This window comes from Streptosporangium pseudovulgare, from assembly GCF_014648055.1.
Lineage (GTDB): Bacteria > Actinomycetota > Actinomycetes > Streptosporangiales > Streptosporangiaceae > Streptosporangium > Streptosporangium pseudovulgare.
Genome location: NZ_BMQJ01000014.1, coordinates 147,988 through 171,047 on the forward strand (window position 1 = coordinate 147,988; position 23,060 = coordinate 171,047).

The following is a 23,060-nucleotide window of genomic DNA, read 5'->3' on the forward strand; positions in this document are numbered from 1 at the left end:
GAATTGTTCACTTTTCCGACCCCTGATCCGCCGGGATTCCTCATGGGGGAAACCTTCGTCTATCACGGCCCCAGCATCGGGCAAATGAACGCTGCGATCCGCCAGCGCAACGGCAGAGAGGGGGTCGTCCTAAGCACAGAGTTCACGACTAAGCACGTCGCTCCGCGTCGGCCAGGCGCATCTGATAGTACTCCTGGTCTTTAGGGTATCCGGCGAGTTCGGGAATTGCTTCCCGGAATCCCTCAGCCGCCGCCTGCCAATCTCGGACAGCGTACGCCACATCCGCGAGATGCAATCGTGCACGTACCGGCTCCAGCCAATACAGCCAGTCTGGGCGCTCCTCCTCATCTGGCACCTGCAACGCCAGGTCGTACGCCTCATCCGCCAGGCTCCGGGCCTGGTCTCGCTCCCCTAGCGCCGCAGAAGCCATACATACGGCATGGGTAGCGACAGACAAGGATGCCGGAGACAAGGTATTGGAGATGCGCCGGGCGGCTTCGGCAGTGCGTAAGGCACGTATCGGGTCTCCTTTTGCCAAAGCATAGTAAGAGCGGACACGGATGACCCATGAGCCCAAGTCTCCGTCTCCGGCATCAGTAGCCCATCCATGTGCAAGGTCAAGCCATGCGAGAGCCGCGCCATACTGCCCCTGCGCGGCAGCCACCCATGACAGCCAGTGCGCATGCTCACCCGCGAGGATCATCAGCCGGTCGGCGGCACGTCCGGCGCTCTCGGGTATGAGCCGGGTCACCGCGTCAAGCTGAGACTTGACCACCGGCCAAAGCTCACGCCCACCAACGACATCCTCGGCACGGCGATGTTCGGCCAGTACCCGACCGATCCATTCCGCCGTACGAAGATCCGACCGTCCGACCGCATAGGTATGCGCTACTCGCTCGCGCAACTCTGGGTCCGGCAGCCATTTAGCCAAATCTTCCGCGTTACGGGCGATACCGCCCAATTCCTCTGGCACCTGCAACCCTTCGGTTATGCGCGAGATGACCTCAGCCGCAGTGATCTGCCTGCGGCCGTTCTCGATAGCCGAGATGTGAGGTTGGGGCATGCCTACCAGCTCCCCCAGCTTGAGCTGGGATATTCCAGCAACACGCCTGTACTCACGAAAGACAGCAGCCCAATCACTTCGCGCCCACGCGGCTCGTAGACGGACGTCCGTCCAAAGCATTGACCTGCTGCTCATGGAGTTGACAATACGCCCTCGGTATACACCTCGGGTATCGGATTCGAGATAGACGATCAGCAGCATGAGGGGAGAAAAGGCGGACCCGCCGAAACGTCTCACCGTTCGACGGGTCCTGACCGCACGTCGGAGGTGCGATCTATGGATCACTCTAAAGCCCTGCCGCCGGGTGAGGCGACACCGGCTGACCAGGCGCAACCGGCCCCCCTCACGCGGCGGCCCGTCCTGGGGACGGTGCAGGAAGACCAGTACATCCATCTCGTCCGGCTGGCGTGGGACCTGCGCGGCGTGGGCGTGGCGGTGCGGCTTGAGCTTCCGCTGAACGAGGAGCCGTATCTGACGGCGCAGGGTATGAGGCGGCCGGTGCGGGTGATCGCCTACAGGTTCGGTGAGTACTGGATCTATCAGTGGGGGCGGGGCCGTAACCAGCGGATCGGTGCCCTTGATCAGGAGGCGGCGCAGGAGATCCGTAAGGCGGCGGCGCGGTGAGCCGGGAAGCCGTCTATGAGGCGTTCGAGGCGATGCTCAAGCGCTGGAACGGGCTGCGCTTCCTCGATCATCGGGACTTCTACGGGGTGCCGCAGTCGGCGGCGGACGCGCGTCACTGGGTGCGGAAGCTACTGAGCGCGCACATCATGGCCTCGGCGGAGGTTCTGGAGACGGTGGAGCTGCTGGTGAGCGAGGTCGTCACCAACGCGATTCTTCACAGCGACTCGGGCCACCCTGACGAGATCATCACGGTCGGCGTCGGTCTGGGGGACGGCCTGGTCCATGTCGAGGTGATCGACAAGGGTTCACCCGTCAACGTCCCCGCGATGCGGCCTGCTGACGATGACAGTCTGGGCGGGCGGGGTCTGGCGTGGGTGGACTTCCTGTCCACTGCATGGGGCACCGACTACGACCCGGAGATAGGCCGGGCGGTCTGGGTGCAGCTCACCTACCGCTGATCTCCCTTGGAGCCGGTGCGGCGGTACGGCCTTCCCCCGTAGTCGTGCCGCCGCACCCGACCGGCAATGACCGTGATCACGGTGACCCCGTCATTCGATGGCAACCCGACCCGTACCGCAGGGCCTCCCAGGCCCGAGGAACGGAAGCGGGGCGGCAGCCCTGCCCTTCCTCATGGACCTCGTGTGCCTGATGAACGTGCAGAGCGGAGACGGCCGGCGCAATGCCGAAGGCACCCCGGAGGGGCCGCGTAGCGGTTGGGCCGGCGGTCGCAGCGGCGGCAGCGCGCACCCAGGGCGGCGGGTTCGGTTCCGTGCGGCGGGCGCTCGGTGCGGCGGGCGGCGGGGTCTGCCCGCTCCCGCCGGGCGGGCGCGGGCCGGGACCGGCCCCCAAGGCCGCATGCCCGGTCCCGATGTCCGCGCGGCGGGGGCGGGCACGCCCCGCCGTGCGGCGGCGCGAAGCGCTGCCGCCTTGACTCTGTAATGAAACTCCTCGCCAAAACAGGCCCATTGCTCAAGATCTCCAGGGCTCAAGCAGCGGTCAACGCTCCGGAATTCGGCTGAATCAGCAGCTCAGCAGGCCATCTCTGCGTTATGTGGGCGCACGGGAGGGATTCAGGCGGCAAGCGAGAACCTCTTGCCCGAAGCAATGTTGTGGTGGCAGGAGATCGGCTGTTCGAAGGTGACACCCGGCAGGTGGCGCCGGAGCACGCCGCAGGCCAGGGCCATCATGACCGTCCGGTTGCGCCGCGCGTAGTCCTGCGCCCAGAACAGGTCGCGGCGGTAGGCGTCCATCTGCGGCGTGCCCGCGACGAACACCGCGAGGTCGCGGTCGGGCAGGTCCTGGTTGTGCGGCAGCGCCCGGGCCCGCTCGATGTGGTAGTCCGCCAGCTCCTTGCCGATGTTGCGGGAGCCGGAGTGCAGCACGACCCAGACCGCGTCGCGGTCGTCGGCGCAGATCTCCAGGAAGTGGTTGCCGCCGCCGAGGGTGCCCATCTGCGCCTCGGCCCGCTCCCGCTTCGGGCGCACGGCCGGGGCGAGGCGGTCGAAGTCCTTCCAGAAGTCCGCCCAGCCGGCGGTCGGGACCCCGTGCAGCCTGACCGGGTCGACCGGGTTCTTGTGCAGGCCGAAACCGACCGGGATCGCCTGCTCCAGCTTCGAGCGCAGGTAGCCGAGATCGTCGGGGAGGTTCGCGGCGGTGAGGGAGGTCTTCACCGCGGTCATTCCGCAGCCGATGTCCACCCCGACCGCGGCGGGCGAGACGGCGTCCCGCATGGCGATGACCGAGCCGACCGTCGCGCCCTTGCCGTGGTGGACGTCGGGCATCACGGCGACGCCGTGGGTCCAGGGGAGGTTCGCCACGTTGCGCAGCTGCCGCATCACCTCGGGCTCGATCCCGTCGGGGTCGGCCCACATGCGGATCGGGGCCCGCTCTCCGGTCACCTCGTTGTACGCCATCACCGCATCGCCTCCTTCCGTACGGTCGACCGATCGCTCACAATGACGCCAGAACACCCGGAAAGCCGCAACCGGTTAAAGATCCCGGCGGCCGCCGCCGGAGCCGCGGTCCCCGGACCGGCCGCGGTGGACCACGAGGTCAGGACGGTTTCCGGGAGCCGATGGGCGGGAGCCCGGAGATGTGCTTTCCGCATGGCCTGCCGTGGCCGGCGACCGCGGCCGGAGGGGTGACCGGCGTCAGGCGGCGGTGATCTCGGTGCCGCGGGCCAGCAGCAGGACCACCCCGACCGCGGCCACCGCGATCGCCGTGGCGAACGGGACGCGCGGTGAGCGCCCGCCCAGCAGCGTCCCGGCGCCGGTGAGCGCGACGGCCGCGGCGAGGGCGGCCCAGCCTCCCGTACCGGGCGGCCCCGGCGGGGCGAGGGCCAGCACCGCCGTGGCCAGCAGCAGCGGCAGCGGGACCAGCACGCGGACGCGGGCCTCGCCGAGCCGCTGCGGCCAGCCGCGGACCCCGGTGGCGAGGTCGGCCGGGATGTCGGGCAGGACGTTGGCCAGGTGCGCGCCGCAGCCGAGCAGCGCCGCCGCCAGGACCGCCCACCAGGCGGGCCAGGGGTGGCCCGGCAGCCCGAGGGCCACGAACGCCGGCAGCGAGCCGAACCCCACCGCGTACGGCAGCCACGACAGCGCGGTGGCCTTGAGTCGCAGGTCGTAGGCCCAGGCGGCGGCCACGCCGGCCAGGTGCGCGGTCCCGGCGGCGGGCCCGGAGGCCAGGGAGAGCGGCACGCACAGCGCCGCGGCGACAGCGGCGGCGGCCCACACCGTCCGCGCGCCCACCGCGCCCTCGGCGACCGGCTTGCCGGTACGGCCGGCGGCGACGTCGCGCCCGGCGTCCACCGCGTCGTTGCACCAGCCGATCGACAGCTGCCCGGACAGCACCGCGGCGGCCACCAGGACGCACCCGGCGGCGTCGCGGCCGCTCGCCACGGCCAGCGCGGCCACCATGGCGGTGACCGCCGCGGTAGGCCCGGGATGGCAGGCCCGCCCCAGCGCCCACGCCACCCGGATCGCGCCCACCGGTCCCCGGCGGCCCTCCGGCCCGGCGGGGTGCCCATGCTCCCGCGAACGCCCGCTCATCGTCACGGACCGATCGTAGAGGGGAAGACCTCGCGGCCGTCCGGACGGCCGGGCCACCGGGCCGGGGCGGCGCGTCGCCGCCTGGGGCGGGCGGGACGTCACACTACTGTTAGGACGGGTGAGGCATGTCACAGTCGTAGGTGGGCAAGGAAGCCGGTGTCCGCTTTCCTCCGTGCGGGGGGTACCTGCCACATGACGCGAATCGCCGCGGTACGCGGCGCGCTGCCACCGAACCGCTACTCCCAGGCCGAGATCACCGACGCCGTCGCGCGGATGTGCGGGCTCGAAGGCACCGGCCGGCGGCTGCTGGACCGCCTGCACGCGAGCGCCCGGGTCCGTTCGCGGCACCTGGCCCTCCCCCTCGACGGGTACGCCAAGCTCGACGGGTTCGGCGCGGCCAACGACGTGTTCGTCGAGACCGCCGTGGACCTGGGCGCCGAGGCGGTCGGCGCGGCGCTGGACGCGGCGGGCCTCGAACCCCGCGACGTCGACATGATCATGTTCACCTCGGTGACCGGCGTCGCCGCCCCGTCGGTGGACGCCCGGCTGGTCGGCCGCCTGGGGTTGCGCCCCGACGTCAAGCGGGTGCCCGTGTTCGGGCTCGGCTGCGTGGCGGGGGCCGCCGGGATCTCCCGGGTGCACGATTACCTGCGCGGCTGGCCCGATCACGTGGCCGTGCTGCTGTCGGTGGAGCTGTGCTCGCTGACCCTGCAGCGCGACGACGTCTCACCGGCCAACATGGTCGCCGGTGCGCTGTTCGGCGACGGCGCGGCGGCGGTGGTGGCCTGCGGCGGCGAGCGGGACGGCGGGAGCGGCCCGGCGACGCCCGCGGCGGGCGCCGGTGCGGGGGCGTCCGCGGCGATGGACGGCGGTTCCGCGAACGGCGGCGCGGCGGACGGCGGGACGGGTCCGCGGGTGGTGGCGACCCGCAGCCACCTGTACCCCGACTCCGGGCACGTGATGGGCTGGGACGTCCGCGACGGCGGCTTCAAGGTGCTGCTCGACCCGGGCGTGCCCGACGTGGTGCGCGCCTACCTCGCCGACGACGTGCACGGTTTCCTGGCCGACCACGGCCTCACCGCCTCCGACGTGACGGCGTGGGTGTGCCACCCCGGGGGCCCGAAGGTGCTGGAGGCCGTCTCCGAGTCGCTGGACCTGCCCGCCGGCGCGCTGGACGTCACCTGGCGTTCGCTGGCCGAGGTGGGCAACCTGTCGTCCTCCTCGGTGCTGCACGTGCTGCGCGACACCATCGCCCTGCGGCCACCGCCGGGCACCCCGGGGCTGCTCATCGCGATGGGCCCCGGCTTCTGCTCGGAACTCGTCCTGTTGCGCTGGTAGGGGCCGATGACCTGGCATCTCTCGATGTGGTACCTGCTGCTCGTGCTGCTCGTCGGGGCCGAGCGGCTCGCCGAGCTGGTGGTCGCCCGCCGCAACGCCCGCTGGAGCCTGGCCCGGGGCGGGGTGGTGTACGGCCGGGGCCACTACCCGTGGATGGTCGCCCTGCACACCGGGCTGCTCGCCGGGTGCCTGCTGGAGGCCGGGCTGGCCGGCCGCCCGTTCGTCCCGGCGCTGGGCTGGCCGATGCTGGCCGTGGTCGCCGCCGCCCAGGCGCTGCGCTGGTGGTGCATCGCGGCGCTGGGCCCGCGCTGGAACACCCAGGTGATCGTGGTGCCGGGCCTGCCGCTGGTGGAGCGGGGCCCGTACCGGCTGTCCTGGCTGCGCCACCCCAACTACGTGGCGGTGGCCGCCGAGGGCGCGGCTCTGCCGCTGGTGCACGGCGCCTGGGTCACCGCGGCCGTCTTCACCGTGCTCAACGCCGCGCTGATGGTGGTGCGGATCCGGTGTGAGGACGCCGCGCTGGCCGTGGCGGCCCCGCCGGTGCCCGGGCGGGCCCCGGCGTGATCGACGTGCTCGTCGCCGGCGGCGGGCCGGCGGGCCTGGCCACCGCCATCCACGCGACGCTGGCGGGCATGGAGGCCGTCGTGGTCGAGCCCCGCCTCGCGCCGGTGGACAAGGCGTGCGGCGAGGGGCTGATGCCGAGCGGCGTCGCCGCGCTGCGGGCGCTGGGCGTGCGGCCACCGGGCCGGGAGCTGCGCGGCATCAGCTATCTCGACGGGCGGCACCGGGCGCAGGCGGCCTTCCGCGACGGGCCCGGGCTCGGGGTGCGGCGCACGGAGCTGCACGCCGCGCTGTCGGCGCGCGCCGCCGAGCTGGGGGTGAAGGTCCTCCCCGGCCGGGTGGAGGAGGTGCGGCAGGACGGCGAGGGGGTCCGGGCCGCCGGGCTGCGCGCCCGCTGGCTGGTGGCCGCCGACGGCCTGCACTCCCCCGTGCGGGCCATGCTGGGACTCGGCCTGCCCGATCCGGGGCCGCGCCGGTACGGCCTGCGGCGGCACTACCGCGTCGCCCCCTGGAGCGACTTCGTGGAGGTCCACTGGGCCGCGGACGGCGAGGCGTACGTGACGCCGGTGGGCGACGAGCTGGTCGGCGTGGCCGTGCTGAGCTCTCGGCGGCGCGGCTACGCCGAGCACCTGGCGGACTTCCCCGCGCTGCTGGAGCGGCTGGGCGGCCGGGCCGTGACCCCGGTGCGCGGGGCCGGTCCGCTGCGCCAGCGGGTCCGCGCCCGCGTCGCCGGCCGGGTGCTGCTGGTCGGCGACGCGGCCGGGTACGTCGACGCGCTGACCGGCGAGGGGGTGTCCCTCGCGCTGACGTCGGCGCGGGTGCTGGTGGGCTGCCTGCGGGCCGGCGCCCCGCAGTCCTACGAGGGCGCCTGGCTGCGGCTGTCGCGGCGGCACCGGCTGCTCACCGGGGCGCTGGTGTCGGCCCGCAGGCACCGGGCGGTGCCCCGGCTGGTGGTCCCGGCGGCGCAGCGGCTGCCCGCCCTGTTCGGCGCGGTCGTGCACGCCCTGGCCTGAGCCGGAACCGTGCCCGGCGCGGCGGGCGGCCGTATCCGTGGCCGCTCCGGAGGTCGTCTGTGCGGACCGCGGACCGCGGACCGCGGGGCACGGCGGGTGCCGGGAGCCCGTGTCCGTTCCGGGGCCCGGCCGTTACCGGCCGCCGGTCGGGTGGATGACGCTCAGCCGGGGGGCGTGGCCGGACGTCCCGGCGTACCGGATCCGCCAGTCGCCGCCTCCCCCGCGGGCCGCGCCCGGCATCCGGCGGGTGAAGCGTCCCTGCCGGTCGGTGGTGGCCGAGGCCGCCGTCGTCCAGCTCGTCTGCCCCTCCTCCCGGTGCAGGATCTCGACGGGCTGGCCGGGGAACGGGGCGTAGTCGAGGTAGCCCTGCGGATCGACCCGGTTCAGCACTCCCGTGACCTTCACGTCCCGGCCCTCCCGGACAGCCTCGATCGAGCTGAACCGGGTGGCGCGTTTCAGCTCGAACCGGGCGTAGCCGGTGGCCGAGGCGCCGTCGGCGCCCCGGGCGGTCGCGATGACCATCCAGGGTCCGGCGGGGTACCAGCGGTTGAGCTGCTTGTCGGGCAGGAACCGCCACGTCTCCCACCCGCCGCCGGCCTCCGCCGCGGGCTCGGCGAGCGCTCCGGGCGCCCCGGGGACCGCGAGGGCGGTGAGCACCCCGGACCCGGCGGACGCCCCGGGCACGACGGGCGCGGGGGGAACGGCCGCGACGCGGGCGGCCTGGGTCCGGCGCCCGCCGCCGGTCCTCCGTACGGCGAGCGCCCGGGGAACGGCGGGACGCGAGAAGACGGCGTGGGCCGGGATCGGCGTCCCCCACTGCTGGACGGTGGGCGGCAGGGGCTCGGGCCGGAGCACCGTGCCGCCGGCGGGCGGGGTGCCCGGCTCGACCCGGACGGTCACCGCGCCCGGCCCGGCGGCCCCGCGGGCGACCACGTCGATCACCAGGCGGAGGGAACCGGCCGGGCCGACCACGGGGGTGCCGGGGCGCAGGGTCACGGAACGGATCACCGGCTCCTCGGTGGCGGTGGCGGGCCCCGCCTGGGCGGACAGGGCGGCCCCCGACGCCAGGAGCGGCAGAAGGAGTCTCATAGCCATGGCCAGGACGTTAGGAAACGCCCGGTAACGACCGGGCAGGCGACACACGCCCGGTTGGCAAAACGACGGCTCCCGGCGGCGCCGCGCCCCGCCACCGGCCCCGGCCTGCCGTGGGGACCCGGGCCGTTCCCGCCGGGGGGACGCCGCGTCCCGGCCCGGCGCCGCGCCCGTCAGTCGCGGTACAGCTCGTCGATGATCCCGGCGTACTTGGCGTGCACGACCCGGCGCTTGAGCTTGAGGCTGGGGGTCAGCTCCTCGGTCTCGGCGGTCCACTCGGCCGGCAGCAGCCGCCAGCGCTTGACCCGCTGGACACGGGCCAGCCGCTCGTTGGCGGCGGCGACGGCGGCCCCGACCTCCGCCAGGACCTCGGGGTGACCGGCGAGGCCGGCGAGGTCGGTGACGGGGATGCCGCGGCTGCGGGCCCAGCCGGCGGCGACCTCGCCGTCGAGGGTGAGGATCGCCACCGGGTACGGCCTGCCGTCACCGTAGGCGAGGGCCTGGCCGATCAGCGGGTGCTCCTTGAGGTGGCTCTCGATGTTGGCCGGGGAGATGTTCTCGCCGCCGGCGGTGATGATGAGCTCCTTCTTGCGGTCCACGATGCGGACGAAGCCGTCGTCGTCGATCGTGCCTCGGCGGTCGCCTCGGGGCGGTTCAGGTAGCCGCGGGTGTTGGCGGGGCTGCGGGTGAGGATCTCCCCGTCCTCGGCGATGCGGACCTCCACGCCCGGCCCGGCCTGGCCGACCGTGCCGAGTTTGTAGCGGTCCGGGGCGTTGGCGGTGAAGGCGCCCGTCGTCTCGGTCATTCCGTACACGTCCAGCACGCACAGGCCGAGGCCGGCGAAGAAGCGCTGGACCTCCAGCGGCATCGGCGCGGCGGCGCTGCCCAGCCAGGCGGCGTCGCCGAGGCCGATCATGGAGCGGATCGCCGACAGCAGCTTGGCGTCGGCGCGCTCGTAGGCGGCCCGCACCTCGGGCGAGGGCGTGCCGCCGTACTGCCCGGCCTCCATGTGGGCGAGCCCGGCGGCCATGGCCTCGCGCATGGCCCGCTGCCGCTCCTCCGGCTGGGAGACCAGCAGCGCCTGCAGGCGGGCCATCATCTTCTCCCACACGCGCGGCACACCGAAGAACAGCACCGGCTTCACCTGGCCGAGGACGGCGCCGAGGCGGGCCATGTCGGTGCAGAAGTGGGTGTGGGAGATCTTCAGCAACGGCAGGTAGAGGCTGAGGACCCGCTCGGCGATGTGCGCGTAGGTGAGGTAGGAGATCTGCGTGCCGCGCTGCGGCAGGTCGGCCATCCTGGTGGTGGCCGCCACCTCGAACAGCACGTTGGCGTGGGTCAGCGGCACGCCCTTGGGGTTTCCGGTGGTGCCGGAGGTGTAGAGGACGGTCAGGACGTCGCCGGGCCGGGCGGCCCGCCAGCGGGCCTCGACGGCGGCGGGGTCGGCGGCGAGCCGCTCGCGGCCCAGGGCCAGGAAGTCGTCCCAGGCGAGGAACCGGTCGCCGGCCGGGGCTCCCTCCAGCACGATGACCTTCTCCAGGGCGGGGAGGCGGTCGAGCACCGGCTCCCACGTGGCCAGTTCCCCGGGCCCGCCCAGCACCGCGATCCGCGCGCCGACGTCACCCGCGACGAAGGCCACCTGCTCGGGGGTGAAGGTCGCGTAGACCGAGCAGGAGACGCCCCCGGCGTGCACCGTTCCCAGGTCGGCCAGGACGTGCTCGCTGCGGTTGACCATCATCAGCGCGACCGCCTCGCCGGGCCGCAGCCCCAGGGCGGCGAGGCCGGCGGCGATCTCCAGGACGCGGCGGCGGGCGTCGGCGTAGGTGAGGGTGACCCAGCCGTCGCCGTCGGGGTCGGAGTAGGCGGGGGCGCCGGGATGGTGCTCGGCCGCCTCCCGCAGCAGGTCGCAGACCGTACGGCCGCCGATCTCCCGCTCGATCTCCGCGCGCTCTTCGAGGACACCCGCCATGACGCCTCCGCACCGTGTTCGCCCACCCGGTTGGGATGCATCGCACCACACGCCGCGGACCTGGGACAAGGCCCAAAACCGGGGAGCGGGCCGGTCCGGGGCGGGCGGTGCCCGCCGATGCGCCCACCGGGTCGAAAACACCCGCCACCTGCGCAAACACCCCGGAACGGGATGCTCCCGACCGGGACAGGACACCCCGTTCCGCTACGTAGGGTGGAGTGTCATCACGCGACGAGGCCGGGGGGCTCACACATGTCCGCGGAGACCCGCACCGAGGAGAAGACCTTCTTCGGACATCCACGTGGCCTGGCCACGCTGTTCGGCACCGAGATGTGGGAGCGCTTCAGCTGGTACGGCCTGCGCGCCATCCTGGCCACCTTCATGGCCGCCTCCCCCGCCGCGTCGGGCCTGGGGCTCTCGCAGCAGACCGCCACGGCCCTCGTCGGCGTCTACGGCGCGCTGATCTATCTCGTGGCGCTGCCCGGGGGCTGGATCGCCGACCGGATCCTGGGGGCCCGGCGGGCGGTGCTGTGGGGCGGCTTCGTCATCATGTGCGGCCACATCAGCATGGCGATCCCGGTGAGCGGAGGCGCCTTCGTCGCCCTGGGCCTGCTGCTCATCATCACCGGCACGGGGCTGCTGAAGCCGAACATCTCCGCGATGGTCGGCAAGCTGTACCCGGAGGACGAGGACGCGCGCCGGGACGCCGGCTTCTCGATCTTCTACCTCGGCATCAACATCGGCGCCTTCGCCGCGCCGCTCGTCGTGGGCTGGCTCGCCTCCGGCGACCGCTGGCACCTGGGCTTCAGCGCGGCGGCGGTCGGCATGGCGCTGGGGCTGTGGCAGTACGCGGCGGGCCGCCGCCACCTGCGGGGCGCGGGCGACGCGCCCGGCCACCGGCTGACCCCGCGCGAGCGGCGGCACTTCGCCACCGCGGCCGTGGGCGCCGCCGTCGTGGTGGCCGGCGCGCTGGCGCTCTGGGTGGCCTCCGGCACGTTCAGCCTGGGCGCGTTCTCGCTGGTGGTGACCCTGCTCATCGTCGCCGTGCCGGTGGGCTACTTCGCCTACATCCTGCTCGGCAGCCACAACCTGACCGAGGACGAGCGTTCGGGGATGAAGGCCTACATCTGGCTGTTCGCCGCCGCGGCGGTCTTCTGGATGCTCTACGACCTCGCCCCGACCGTGCTGCTGTTCTTCGCCCAGGACCGCACCGACCTGTCGCTGTTCGGCCTCAGGATCACCGCGGCGACCACGCAGTCGTTCAACCCGCTGTTCATCGCGATCCTCGTCCCCGTCTTCGCGGCGCTCTGGGTCAAGCTGGGCAACCGGGTGACGGCCCCGCACAAGTTCGCCTTCGCCCTGTTCATGAACGGGCTGAGCTTCGTGGTCATGGCGCTGGCCGCCAAGCTGGCCGAGCAGGGCAGGATCTCGGTGTGGTGGCTGGTGCTGGTCTACCTCGTGCAGGTCTTCGGTGAGCTGGCGCTGAGCCCGGTCGGGCTGTCGATCACCACCAGGCTCGCCCCCGCGGCGTTCAAGGGCCAGATGCTGGGGGTGTGGTTCATCGCCATCGCGGTGGGCGACGCGGTGGGCGGGCAGACCGCGCGGCTGCGCGACTACGTGTCGGAGCCCATGTACTTCCTGACGCTGGCGCTGATCGCGCTCGCCGCCGGCGCGCTGATGTTCGTGTTCGTCCCCCGGCTCAACCGGCTGATGCGGGAGCACCACCATGAGGAGGCGGCGGCCGGGTCGCCGCCCGCCTGAAACGGTGATCACAGATATCCGGTCCTGGGATGATTAGACGGTGAGCCAGGCCCTCGATCTCATCGGAATCTTCGTCTTCGCGCTCTCCGGGGCGCTGGTCGGCGTCCGCCGCCGGCTGGACGTGGTCGGCATGACCGTGCTGGCGGAGATGACCGCGCTGGGCGGCGGAATCCTGCGTGACCTGATCCTCAACGTGCGGCCCGCGGCCTTCTCCAGCACCGGCTACGTGGTCGTGCCGGCCGTGGCCGCGGCGATCGTGTTCTTCTGGCATCCCCAGGTGGAGCGGGTGATGCCCGCGGTGGACGTGCTCGACGCGGCGGGGCTGGGCCTGTTCTGCGCGGTCGGCACCGAGAAGGCGATGAACTACGGCCTCAGCCCGCTGCACGGCGCCCTGCTCGGCGTCACCACCGCGGTCGGCGGCGGCATCCTGCGCGACGTCCTGGCCGGGCAGATCCCCCTCCTGCTGTACGACCGCCAGCTGTACGCGGTGCCGGCCATGCTCGGCTCGGCGGTCATGGCCGCGCTCTACACCCTCGACCTGCACGGCTGGCCGGCCACGCTGGCCTCGGCGGTGCTGGCCTTCGGGCTGCGCATCGCCGCCATGCGGCTGCGGCTGCGCGCGCCGCTGGCCCGGGGTGTGGCCTCCGACCAGGGCCCCTGACCCCTCACCGCCGCGCGGGCGGGCCGGCGCGGCGGCCGGACGGCCCACGTGGTGGCCGGACCGCGCACCCGGCGACCGGCCCCGCTCACCCGGCGGCGGGGCGGCTCAGAGGACCGGGGTGAGCGGCTCGGCGGGGCGGGCGCCGTACGGACCCCTGACCCTCGCCTCGGCGATGCGCGCCACCGCCTCGGCGATGACCGGCGGCGGCTGGGTGAACGGCAGGCGCAGCCGGCCCTCCAGCGCGCCGTCCATCCCGAACCAGGGGCCCGGGGCGAGCCGCACGCCGTGGCAGGCCGCGGCGTCGGCGAGCGGGACGGCCGACGGGCCGGGCAGCCGCGCCCACAGCGCGCCGCCGCCGGCGGGCACGGTGAAGGTCAGGTCGGGCAGGTGCTCGGCCAGCGCGGTGACCAGGGCCGCGCGGGAGGCGCCGAGGGTCCGGCGGCGTTCGGCCCTGGCCTCCTCGATCCGGGAGAACAGCTCGGTCACCACGAGCTGCTCGAACACCGGGCTGGCGATGTCCACGGCGGCGCGCAGCACGGCCAGGCGGCGCACCATGGCGGCGCTCGCGCGGACCCACCCGATGCGCAGGCCGCCCCACCACAGCTTGGACGCCGAGCCGACGCTGATCACCCGCCCGTCGGTGTCGAAGGCGCCCAGCGGGGCGGTGCGGGGCACCTCGTCGAGGGCCAGCTCGCTCCAGGTCTCGTCCACGATGAGGGTGGTGCCGTGCCGCCTGGCCTCGCCGACCAGGCCGGCCCGGACGGCGTCGTCCATCAGGTGGCCGGTCGGGTTCTGGAAGTCGGGGATCACGTAGGCCAGCCGGGCCGCCGACTGGCGCAGCGCGGAGGTGAGCAGGTCGAGGTGCCAGCCGCCGTCGGGGACGCCGACGGGGACGATCCGCGCGCCGCGCGTCCTGGCGGCGTCGATCGCGTGCGGGTAGGTCGGCGACTCCAGCAGCACCGGGTCGCCCGGTGTCAGCAGCATCGTCATCACCAGGTGGATCGCCTGCTGGGCGCCGGTGGTGACGAGGATCTGCTCGGGCCGGGTGGCCAGGCCCCGGTGGGTGTAGCGGGCCGCGATCGCCTCGCGCAGCGGGGTGATCCCGGGGGGTTCGTAGCCCGTGCCGAGCGCGCGGCACGGGTAGCGCTCGGTGGCCGCCGCGACGGCCTCGGGCAGCAGCGGGGTGGCCGGCGGCGCGGCGGCGTGCAGCGGCAGCAGGCCGTCGTCCCCGGAGGCGATCCAGGGGTTGTCGGCGCCCATCTCGGAGGGCCGCGGCAGTGCCGTCCAGCTTCCCGCGCCCTGCCTGCTCTCCAGGTAGCCCTGCTCGCGCAGGCGGTCGTAGGCCGCGGTCACGGTGGTGCGGCTGACGCCCAGCTCCTGGGCGAGGTGGCGCTCGGCGGGGAGGCGGACCCGCACGGGCAGCCGGCCGTCGAGGATCAGCGACCGCACCGTCTCGGCCAGCACCCGGTAGTACGGCCGGGCGCCGGGGTCGATCGCCACCAGGCGGGCCAGTTGCGGGCCGCTCAGATACCGGTTCACGTGCGCCACTATAAGGCCATTTTCCGAGAATTGGCCCTTTTGTCACGCACTAATGGCCTTGAAGAATCAAGGCCATTATGAGCGAAGCATCCCTCCCATCCCTGGGTTCGCTGCCGAACCGCCTCCTGCGCCTGTACGCGGGCCTCGCGCTGTACGGCACCGGCATCGCCCTGCAGATCGAGTCGCGCCTCGGCGGAAGCCCCTGGGACGTCTTCCACCAGGGCCTGGCCGTCCACCTGGGCCTCTCGGTCGGCATGTGGATCATCATCGTGGGCGCCCTGGTCATGCTGCTGTGGATCCCGCTGCGGCAGAGGCCCGGGATCGGCACCATCAGCAACGTCATCCTCGTCGGCGTGTTCGCCGACGCGGTCATGTGGCTGGTCCCGGAGCCCGGCCCGCTGGCCGTGCGCTGGGCCTGCCTGCTGGCCGGGGTCGTGGTCACCGCCGCGGCGACCGGCCTGTACATCGGGGCCGGGCTCGGCCCCGGTCCGCGTGACGGGCTGATGACCGGCCTGAACCGGCTGGGCCTGAGCATCCGGGTGGCCCGTACCCTCATCGAGGTCACGGCGCTGGCCGTGGGCTGGCTGCTCGGCGGCGTCGTGGGCGTCGGCACCGTGGTGTTCGCCCTGGCCATCGGGCCCCTGACGCAGTTCTTCATGCCGCGTATGCGGCCGCGCGGCTGAGCGCGGCCGAGGCGGCCGAGGACGGCCGAGGCGGCCGGGCGTCGCCGGGCCGGGACCAGACGGGCGCCGGGCCGGAACCGGAGCATCGGCCGGGGCAGGGCTGATCCGCCGCCGCCGGGGTAGCGTCGGAGCCATGCGGATCGAGGACTACGCGCTCATCGGCGACATGCAGTCGGCCGCCCTGGTCGGGCGGGACGGCTCCATCGACTGGCTCTGCCTGCCACGTTTCGACTCCCCGGCGTGCTTCGCGGCACTGCTCGGCGACAAGTACAACGGGCAGTGGTGGGTGGGCCCCTCCGGTCACGAGCGGCCGCCCGCCACCCGGCGGCGCTACCGGGGCGAGACGCTGATCCTGGAGAGCGAGTGGGACACCCCCACCGGCACGGTCCGGGTGATCGATTTCATGCCCGCCCGGCACGCCAACCCCGACCTGGTCAGGATCGTGGAGGGCGTGTCGGGGACCGTGGAGATGTCCACCGAGATCCGCGTCCGCTTCGACTACGGCCGCATCGTGCCCTGGGTGCGCCGCACCGACGGGCTGCTGCACGCCGTCGGCGGCCCCGACTCGATCTGGCTGCACTCCCCCGTCCCGCTGCACGGCGGCGACTACGCCCACCGCGCGAGGTTCACCGTCTCGGCGGGCGAGCGGGTGCCGTTCGTGTTCACCTGGCACCCCTCCCACCAGCCCAGGCCCGTGGAGATCGACCCGATCGAACAGCTCACCGAGACGGAGAAGCTGTGGGAGGAGTGGGTGGAACAGTGCACCTACCAGGGTCCCTGGCGCGAGGCCGTGGTCCGCTCCCTGATCACGCTCAAGGCCCTCACCTACGAGCCCACCGGCGGCATCGTCGCCGCCCCCACCACCTCGCTGCCCGAGGACATCGGCGGGGTCCGCAACTGGGACTACCGCTTCTGCTGGCTGCGTGACGCCACCATGACGCTGGACGCGCTCATCGGCGCCGGCTACCTCGGCGAGGCCCGCTCCTGGCGCGCCTGGCTGCTGCGGGCCATCGCCGGCCGCGCCCAGGACCTGCAGATCATGTACAGCGTCTCCGGGGAGCGGCGGCTGACCGAGCTGGAGCTCGACTGGCTGCCGGGCTACGAGGACTCCCGCCCGGTCCGGATCGGCAACGGCGCGGTCACCCAGCTCCAGCTCGACGTCTACGGGGAGGTGATGAACTCCCTGCACCTGTCGCGCGCCTCGGGCATGGAGCCCGACGACCGGGCCTGGACCATCCAGCTGGAGCTGATGGACTACGTGGAGGCCCACTGGGACGAGCCCGACGAGGGGCTGTGGGAGGTCCGCGGCCCGCGCCGGCACTTCACCCACTCCAAGGTGATGTGCTGGGTCGCGCTCGACCGGGCCATCAGGCAGGTGGAGGACTTCGGCCGGCCGGGGCCGGTGGAGCGGTGGCAGGCGCTGCGCGAGCAGATCCACGCCGAGGTCTGCGACAAGGCGTTCGACGCGGCCCGCAACACCTTCACCCAGTCGTACGGCTCGCGGGAGCTGGACGCCGCGCTGCTGATGATCCCGATGGTCGGGTTCCTGCCGCCGGACGACCCGCGGGTGGTCGGCACGGTGGAGGCGATCCAGCGGGAGCTGATGACCGACGGCTTCGTGCGGCGCTACCCGGTGTCGGAGGACGGCAACCTCGACGGCCTGCCCGGCGGCGAGGGCGCGTTCCTGGCGTGCAGCTTCTGGCTGGCCGAGGCGCTGGCGATGATCGGCCGCAGGGAGGAGGCCGTGGAGCTGTTCGAGCGCCTGCTGTCGCTGCGCAACGACGTGGGCCTGCTCGCCGAGGAGTACGACCCCCGCCACGGCCGCCTGGTGGGGAACTTCCCGCAGGCGTTCAGCCACGTGCCGCTGATCCACGCCGCCCGCGCGCTCGCCGGGGACGACTGACCGGTACGGCCCGCCTCCTCCCGCCGGCCGGCGGGGGGACGCGGGGAGGCGTCCGGCGCGGGGCCTTCCCGCCCGGCGCGGGACGCGCGGTAGGCGGGCCCGCCGTACCGCCCCGGGTCAGCGCTCGGGGGTCTCGGCGTCGGACCGGACGGCCAGGGCGGCGATGACGCGGGCGAACTCCGGCGGCGGGGCCACCACCAGGCGGACCTGCCCGTCCTGGGCGATCAGATCGGCCCGTACCAGGGCGAGCCCGCCGTCGTGCCACCAGTAGACGTGCGGGCTGAGGGCGTCGTCGCGCCGCTCGAACTCCCGCTGGGCGAACAGCCTCAGCCGCTCGATCGCGCGGACCACGCCGATGCCCTCGACCGGGTGGACGACCACGGTGGCCGGGCCGGTCAGCGCGACCAGCGCGCCGTCGGCCGGGAGGGGCAGGTGCTCGTCCAGGCGGCGCAGGCAGGCGGCGGCGCCCGCGCCGTCCAAACTCAGGACCGCGACGCCGCCGAGGTCGGCCTCGGTGACCGAGGACCGCCCACCGCCGGCGTTGCCCGCGGCCAGCTCCAGGGCCTGGGCGGCGGTGACCGGCCAGCAGCCGGCCTCCTCCGGGCGGACCGGCCGCTCGGCCGCGCCGTGCCCGACGGTCAGCACCTCCACCAGGTCCGCGGCCAGGTGCCGGCCGACCACGAGGCCGTCGTCCAGGCCGTCGTCGAAGCGGACGCGGGTGCCCAGCAGCGGGCCGGCCTGGGCCAGGTCGCAGGCGTCGAACGGCTCGTCCGCCGTGGCCAGCGCGTGGGAGAGGTGCCCGGAGACCAGCACAGGCCAGTCCTCCCGCGACCGGCGGCGCGCCTCGGCGCGCAGGCCCGTCAGCCGGACCTCGATCGTGCGGGGGCCGGACAGCGTCAGCGTGGCGCCGCCGGGCTCGAAGGAGCAGCCGTAGCCGAGGGTGTCGGCGACGAGGGCGAGCAGGGAGTCGAGATCGACCTCCTCGACCGGGCGGGCCGGGGCGGCCTGGGCCGCCGATCCCGCCGGACCCACCGGGTTCACCGAGGTCGCGGCCCGTCGATCACGGTGCCGCCGGAACAGCCTCACGCACTTTTCCCCTCTCCCGTTCGCTAGGTCCGCACCCAGGGTGCCTTCCCGGGATCGGTGAGTGAGCCCGTCAGAGAGCACGATTCTGCATCAATAGCACCAAGTGCCCCCAACTGCACACTGAACTGTGGTGTCCCGTGGCCCACCGGAAGCCCGGCGATCACCGGCACCCCGAGCGGCGCGAGCCGCTCGACGAGCGTCGGGTAGGGGTCGCCGCACCCCACCCAGGAACCCAGGGCGAACCCGGCCGCGCCGTCCAGCGAGCCCGAACGCAGGAGCTGGGTGAGCATCCGGTCGATGCGGTAGGGCTCCTCGGCGATGTCCTCCAGCAGGACGATCCGGCCCTGGGCCCGCATCCGGTGCGGCGTGCCGCACAGGGCGGCCAGCAGACTGAGGTTACCGCCCGTCACCGGTGCGACGGCCCGGCCCGGGACGACGACCCGGTCGCCGGTGACCGGCCCGGGCTCGCCGAACAGCGCGGCCGCGAGGTGCTCCAGGGTGCGGGGCTCGGAGCCGGCGGGGCCGCTGAGCACGTCGCAGGCGGGCATCGGGCCGAACAGGGAGGCCAGCCCCAGCTCGACGGCGAACGCCTGGTGCAGCGCGGTGACGTCGCTGGAGCCGACGAGGATCTTGGGCCCCGCGGCCCGCATGGCCTCCCAGTCGATCAGGTGCAGGATCCGCGAGGCGCCGTAGCCGCCCCGGCCGCAGAACACCGCGGCGACCGCCGGGTCGCACCAGGCCCGCTGCAGGTCGGCGGCCCGGTCCGCGTCGGAGCCGGCGAGGTAGCGGTCACGGTCGAGGACGTGCTCGCCCATGACGACCTTCAGCCCCAGTTCCTCCAGCACGCCGGCGCCGCGCCGCAGCTGCGCCGGGTCGGGCGGGCCGCACGGGCAGACCACCGCGACGGTGTCGCCGGGGTGCAGCCGGGGCGGGACGACGGCGGGCCGGACGGCCGCGCCGTCCGCAGGGGCTGGTGTGGGCAGGGCCGGTTCGTTCACGCTGGAAACGGTGCCACACTGGGCACACATATGCGACCTCCGCCCCACATCCTCGTGGTCAACGGCATCAAGGTCCGCCAGCCGGTGTTCGTGCTCGCCGCCCCGCACTCCGGCTCGGACCTGCTGGCCCGCGCCCTGAAACGCTCCCCCGGCTTCCACGTCACGATCGGCCGCGCCCCGGTCGCCCACGTGGTGTACGCCTTCGCCCGGCGCCCCTCCATCGCGGGCCGGGGCATGGGAGCCACCCGGGTGCTGCGTGACGCCCTGGCCGAGTCCTGGCAGATCGTCCCCGGGGCCTGCGGCGAGTGCCCGGCCGCCTGCCGGGAGGCGGGCGGCGTGACCGGTGCCGGGCCGTGCGCGGCGCCGGGCGCGGTGGCGCGGTTCGGCGACGCCAGCCCCGACCTGATCTACAGCGCCCAGGTGCTGCTGCAGGCGTTCCCCGACGCCCGGTTCGTCCAGCTGATCAGGGACGGCAGGGACGTGGTGGCCGACATGCTGGCCGACCCGGCGGCGCTGGCGTGGTTCAAGCCCGCCATGCTGAGCGAGGAGGCCGAGTTCCCCAACCCGTTCCTCGGTGTCAACGCCGCCGAGCACCGCGACCGCTGGAAGGCGATGCCCACGGCGGGCAAGTGCGCGCTGCGCTGGCGCAGCGCGGTTCGGCTGTCGGCCGCGCTCCACCGCGACCTGCCGCGCGGGCAGCTGCTGACCCTGCGCTACGAGGAGCTGGCCTCCTCTCCCGCCCGGGCCGCGGAGGAGCTGTCGGCCTTCCTCCAGGCGCGGGTGTCCAAGGTCGCCCTGTACGGCGGGCGCGCCCCGAAGACCGGCGCCTGGCGGAGCAGGCTGCACGGCGAGGACGCCGCCCTGGTGGAGAAGGTGGCCCGCACCGAGCTCGCCCGCCTGGGCTACCGGTGATCCCGCGCCCGGTCCGCGTCCTGCCGGTGACCGTCGCGCGGCCCGCCGTACCCGGGCCGCGTGGGGAGGATCACTCGCCGCTGAACTGGGTGCGGTAGAGCTCGGCGTAGACGGCGCCGCCGGCCAGCAGCTCCTCGTGGCGGCCCCGCTCCACCACCCGGCCGTCGGCGATCACCAGGATCTGGTCGGCCTCGCGGACGGTGGACAGCCGGTGCGCGATGACCAGGGAGGTCCGGCCGTCCAGTGCGGTCTTCAGGGCCCGCTGGACCGCGGCCTCGGACTCGGAGTCTAGGTGGGCGGTGGCCTCGTCGAGGACGACCACCCGGGGCGCCTTGAGCAGCAGCCGGGCCAGGGCCAGGCGCTGCTTCTCGCCGCCGGACAGGCGGTATCCCCGGTCGCCCACCACGGTCTCCAGGCCCTCGGGCAGCGCCTCGACCAGGTCGGCGATCTGCGCGGCGCGCAGGGCCTCCCAGATCTCCTCCTCGGTGGCCCCGGGCCTGGCGTAGGCGAGGTTGGCCCCGATGGTGTCGTGGAAGAGGTGGGCGTCCTGCATCACCACGCCCACGGTGTCGCGCAGGGACTCGAAGGTGGCGTCGCGCACGTCCAGGCCGTTGATGCGCACGGCCCCCTCGTTCACGTCGTACAGGCGCGAGACCAGGCTGGTGATGGTGGTCTTGCCGGCGCCGGAGGGGCCGACCAGCGCGATCATCTGGCCCGGCCGGGCGGTGAAGGAGACGTCCCGCAGCACCTCGTGGCCGGGTCCGGGGTCGGGGCGGGCCACCGACTCCAGCGAGGCCAGCGACACCTCCGAGGCCGCGGGATAGGTGAACCGGACGCCGTCGAACTCGATCGAGGCGGGCCCGTCCGGGACGGGCCGGGCGCCGGGCCGCTCGGCGACCATGGGCTTCAGGTCGAGCACCTCGAAGACCCGGTCGAAGCTGACCAGCGCGGTCATCACGTCCACGTGCACGTTGGACAGGCTCGTCAGCGGGCCGTACAGGCGCATCAGCAGGGCGGCGAGCGCCACCAGGGTGCCGAGCTCGAAGGCGCCGTCGATGGCCAGCAGGCCGCCCCCGCCGTACACCAGCGCGGTGGCCAGGGCCGCGACCAGGCCGAGCGCGACGCGGAAGAACGTGCCGTACATGCCGACGGTGACGCCGACGTCGCGCACCCGTCCGGCCCGGCGGCCGAAGTCGGCGGCCTCCTCGTCGGGGCGGCCGTACAGCTTGGCGACCATGGCGCCGGCGACGTTGAACCGCTCGGTCATCAGGGAGCTCATCTCGGCGTCGAGCTGCATCTGCTCACGGGTCAGGCCGGACATCTTCCGGCCCACCCAGCGGGCCGGGAAGAGGAAGACCGGCAGCAGCACCAGGGCGACCAGGGTGATCTGCCACGACAGCGCGAGCATCGCGCCGAGCACCAGCACGAGCATGACCACGTTGGACACCACCGACGACAGGGTGCTGGTCAGCGCCCGCTGGGCGCCGATCACGTCGGTGTTCAGCCGGGAGACCAGGGCGCCGGTCTGGGTGCGCATGAAGAACGCCACCGGCATCCGCTGCACGTGGTCGAAGACCTCGGTGCGCAGGTTGTAGATCAGGCCCTCGCCGACCCGGGCGGAGAACCAGCGCTGGACGAGGGTGAGCGCCGCGTCGGCGAGCGCCAGGACCGCGATGACCCCGGAGAGGGCGAGCACCACGCCGGGCCGTTTCTGGGCGATGCCGTCGTCGATGATCGCCTTCATCAGCAGCGGGTTGGCGATCACGATGACCGAGCCCGCCACGACCAGCACCAGGAACGCCGTTATCTGCCGGGCGAACGGCCGCGCGTAGCGCGCTATGCGCCTGACCGTGCCCGGTGCGAGACGCTCCTTGGTCACCGAGCTGTCGCGCCGCAGCGAGCGCATCGCCTGGGGGCCGAACCCCCCGCCCATCATCGCCATGTGGCCTCCTCCATCGGAAGGAGCACCGGCCGGGATCTTTCCATTCCGCCGTCAGCTTCCGGCGAACAGCGCCTTGACCCGGGCGACCTGCTCGTGCCGTTCGGCGGCGGTCTGCTCCTCCAGCGTGCGGCCCGCGGCGCCCTGGAGCAGGCGCTTGGTCGCCGTCGCGGCGTCGCGGTTCACCGCCAGCAGCGCGGCGGCCAGGTCGCGTACGGCGCCGGCCAGCTCGTCCGGGGCGACCACGAGCTCGGCCAGGCCCAGCCGGGCGGCCTCCTCGGCTCCCACGGTGCGGGCGGTGAGGCAGATCTCCAGGGCCCTGGGCAGGCCGACGATGTCGACCAGCGGCTTGGTGCCGGTCAGGTCGGGCACCAGCCCGAGGGCGGGCTCCTTCATGCACAGCTTGGCGTCGTCGGCGAGGACGCGCAGGTCACAGGCGAGGGCGAGCTGGAAGCCGGCGCCGATCGCGTGCCCCTGGACGGCCGCGATCGAGACGATGTCGGGGCGGCGCAACCACAGGAACCCCCGTTGCGCCTGGGCTATCCGCTGCTCGAAGGCCGAGTCGCCGAGCGTCGCGGAGGACGCGAACGATCCCTGGCCCGGCACCCCTTCCGGGGTGAACATCCGCAGGTCGATCCCTGCCGAGAAGGACGGCCCCTCACCCCTGATCACGACGACCCTCACCTGCTGCGGCAGGCTGTCACCGATCCGGGCCAGCGCCGACCAGGTCGCGAACGTCTGAGCGTTCCGCTTGTCCGGCCGGTCCAGCGTGATCGTCGCGATCTCGCCGTCCACCTCGTAGCGCAGACCGGCCTCCTCCGGAGAGGCCCCTTCCGCGCTTCCCGCGAACACCGCTTCCGTCATGGCTCGC

Annotated in this window: 20 protein-coding genes and 1 pseudogene; 10 read left to right on the forward strand and 11 right to left on the reverse strand. The window is 73.7% G+C overall.

Annotation, left to right across the window (positions count from 1 at the left end; all coding sequences use genetic code 11):
• Positions 1 to 148 precede the first annotated feature (148 nt).
• Positions 149 to 1,264, reverse strand: coding sequence for a helix-turn-helix domain-containing protein (locus tag IEZ10_RS26050; protein WP_229811653.1), 1,116 nt, complete (start codon positions 1,262 to 1,264; stop codon positions 149 to 151).
• A 75-nt stretch (positions 1,265 to 1,339) separates the two neighbouring features.
• On the opposite strand from IEZ10_RS26050, the gene IEZ10_RS26055 reads away from it, so the two are divergent.
• The gene (locus IEZ10_RS26055; protein WP_189249147.1) at positions 1,340 to 1,687 is read left to right on the forward strand and encodes a hypothetical protein; all 348 of its coding nucleotides are present in this window, start codon (positions 1,340 to 1,342) and stop codon (positions 1,685 to 1,687) included.
• Positions 1,684 to 2,145, forward strand: a complete 462-nt coding sequence (locus IEZ10_RS26060; protein ID WP_189249148.1) for an ATP-binding protein — start codon at positions 1,684 to 1,686, stop codon at positions 2,143 to 2,145. The genes IEZ10_RS26055 and IEZ10_RS26060 overlap by 4 nt, the downstream gene beginning before the upstream one ends.
• Positions 2,146 to 2,772: 627 nt before the next feature.
• Here the strand turns inward: IEZ10_RS26060 and IEZ10_RS26065 are convergent.
• Positions 2,773 to 3,600, reverse strand: a pseudogene (locus IEZ10_RS26065) (RtcB family protein); the annotation flags it as partial.
• 237 nt (positions 3,601 to 3,837) lie between these two features.
• Complete coding sequence (locus IEZ10_RS26070; protein WP_189249261.1) at positions 3,838 to 4,734, reverse strand: UbiA family prenyltransferase; 897 nt, start codon at positions 4,732 to 4,734, stop codon at positions 3,838 to 3,840.
• Positions 4,735 to 4,926: 192 nt separating this feature from the next.
• Between IEZ10_RS26070 and IEZ10_RS26075 the strand changes: the two genes are divergently transcribed.
• The 3 genes from IEZ10_RS26075 to IEZ10_RS26085 are packed head-to-tail and all read left to right on the forward strand — an operon-like array spanning position 4,927 to position 7,646.
• Positions 4,927 to 6,072 (forward strand): type III polyketide synthase, encoded by a 1,146-nt coding sequence (locus IEZ10_RS26075; RefSeq protein ID WP_189249149.1) that lies wholly within the window; start codon positions 4,927 to 4,929, stop codon positions 6,070 to 6,072.
• Between the two features lie 6 nt (positions 6,073 to 6,078).
• Positions 6,079 to 6,636: an isoprenylcysteine carboxyl methyltransferase family protein gene (locus IEZ10_RS26080; RefSeq protein WP_189249150.1), complete on the forward strand. Its 558-nt coding sequence runs from the start codon at positions 6,079 to 6,081 to the stop codon at positions 6,634 to 6,636.
• On the forward strand, positions 6,633 to 7,646 hold the full coding sequence (locus IEZ10_RS26085) for an NAD(P)/FAD-dependent oxidoreductase (RefSeq protein ID WP_189249151.1): 1,014 nt from the start codon (positions 6,633 to 6,635) through the stop codon (positions 7,644 to 7,646). Before IEZ10_RS26080 ends, IEZ10_RS26085 begins: the two co-directional genes overlap by 4 nt.
• A gap of 132 nt (positions 7,647 to 7,778) precedes the next feature.
• Here the strand turns inward: IEZ10_RS26085 and IEZ10_RS26090 are convergent, their stop codons facing one another.
• The 3 genes from IEZ10_RS26090 to IEZ10_RS26095 all read right to left on the reverse strand — a co-directional run bounded on the left by IEZ10_RS26090 (position 7,779) and on the right by IEZ10_RS26095 (position 10,707).
• Positions 7,779 to 8,741, reverse strand: coding sequence for a hypothetical protein (locus tag IEZ10_RS26090; protein ID WP_189249152.1), 963 nt, complete (start codon positions 8,739 to 8,741; stop codon positions 7,779 to 7,781).
• Positions 8,742 to 8,911: 170 nt separating this feature from the next.
• Positions 8,912 to 9,337 carry a hypothetical protein gene (locus tag IEZ10_RS40325; RefSeq protein ID WP_308426308.1) on the reverse strand — a complete coding sequence of 142 codons (426 nt, stop codon included), beginning with the start codon at positions 9,335 to 9,337 and terminating at the stop codon, positions 8,912 to 8,914.
• Positions 9,247 to 10,707: an AMP-dependent synthetase/ligase gene (locus tag IEZ10_RS26095; protein ID WP_308426309.1), complete on the reverse strand. Its 1,461-nt coding sequence runs from the start codon at positions 10,705 to 10,707 to the stop codon at positions 9,247 to 9,249. Before IEZ10_RS26095 ends, IEZ10_RS40325 begins: the two co-directional genes overlap by 91 nt.
• Before the next feature lie 252 nt (positions 10,708 to 10,959).
• On the opposite strand from IEZ10_RS26095, the gene IEZ10_RS26100 reads away from it, so the two are divergent.
• On the forward strand, positions 10,960 to 12,468 hold the full coding sequence (locus tag IEZ10_RS26100) for a peptide MFS transporter (RefSeq protein ID WP_189249153.1): 1,509 nt from the start codon (positions 10,960 to 10,962) through the stop codon (positions 12,466 to 12,468).
• 40 nt (positions 12,469 to 12,508) lie between these two features.
• Positions 12,509 to 13,129: a trimeric intracellular cation channel family protein gene (locus IEZ10_RS26105; RefSeq protein WP_189249154.1), complete on the forward strand. Its 621-nt coding sequence runs from the start codon at positions 12,509 to 12,511 to the stop codon at positions 13,127 to 13,129.
• 105 nt (positions 13,130 to 13,234) lie between these two features.
• On the opposite strand, the gene yczR is transcribed toward IEZ10_RS26105, so the two are convergent.
• Entirely contained in the window at positions 13,235 to 14,668 is a 1,434-nt protein-coding gene (yczR, locus tag IEZ10_RS26110) for a MocR-like transcription factor YczR (RefSeq protein ID WP_229811654.1), read from the reverse strand.
• A gap of 77 nt (positions 14,669 to 14,745) precedes the next feature.
• Here yczR and yczE point away from each other — a divergent pair, with 77 nt between their 5' ends.
• Positions 14,746 to 15,351, forward strand: coding sequence for a membrane protein YczE (gene yczE, locus IEZ10_RS26115; protein ID WP_189249155.1), 606 nt, complete (start codon positions 14,746 to 14,748; stop codon positions 15,349 to 15,351).
• 133 nt (positions 15,352 to 15,484) lie between these two features.
• Positions 15,485 to 17,254: a glycoside hydrolase family 15 protein gene (locus IEZ10_RS26120; protein WP_189249156.1), complete on the forward strand. Its 1,770-nt coding sequence runs from the start codon at positions 15,485 to 15,487 to the stop codon at positions 17,252 to 17,254.
• Between the two features lie 117 nt (positions 17,255 to 17,371).
• Here IEZ10_RS26120 and IEZ10_RS26125 read toward each other — a convergent pair whose 3' ends face one another.
• Positions 17,372 to 18,340: a hypothetical protein gene (locus IEZ10_RS26125; protein WP_229811655.1), complete on the reverse strand. Its 969-nt coding sequence runs from the start codon at positions 18,338 to 18,340 to the stop codon at positions 17,372 to 17,374.
• Positions 18,341 to 18,363: 23 nt separating this feature from the next.
• On the reverse strand, positions 18,364 to 19,338 hold the full coding sequence (locus IEZ10_RS26130) for a S66 peptidase family protein (RefSeq protein WP_229811656.1): 975 nt from the start codon (positions 19,336 to 19,338) through the stop codon (positions 18,364 to 18,366).
• A gap of 30 nt (positions 19,339 to 19,368) precedes the next feature.
• On the opposite strand from IEZ10_RS26130, the gene IEZ10_RS26135 reads away from it, so the two are divergent.
• Positions 19,369 to 20,250, forward strand: coding sequence for a sulfotransferase family protein (locus IEZ10_RS26135; RefSeq protein ID WP_179828027.1), 882 nt, complete (start codon positions 19,369 to 19,371; stop codon positions 20,248 to 20,250).
• Positions 20,251 to 20,320: 70 nt separating this feature from the next.
• Here IEZ10_RS26135 and IEZ10_RS26140 read toward each other — a convergent pair whose 3' ends face one another.
• Together IEZ10_RS26140 and IEZ10_RS26145 are read right to left on the reverse strand one after the other, a co-directional pair.
• Positions 20,321 to 22,192 carry an ABC transporter ATP-binding protein gene (locus IEZ10_RS26140; protein ID WP_189249158.1) on the reverse strand — a complete coding sequence of 624 codons (1,872 nt, stop codon included), beginning with the start codon at positions 22,190 to 22,192 and terminating at the stop codon, positions 20,321 to 20,323.
• 51 nt (positions 22,193 to 22,243) lie between these two features.
• A complete protein-coding gene (locus tag IEZ10_RS26145; protein ID WP_189249159.1) occupies positions 22,244 to 23,053 on the reverse strand; it encodes an enoyl-CoA hydratase/isomerase family protein in 810 nt (269 codons plus the stop codon).
• Positions 23,054 to 23,060: the final 7 nt, after the last annotated feature.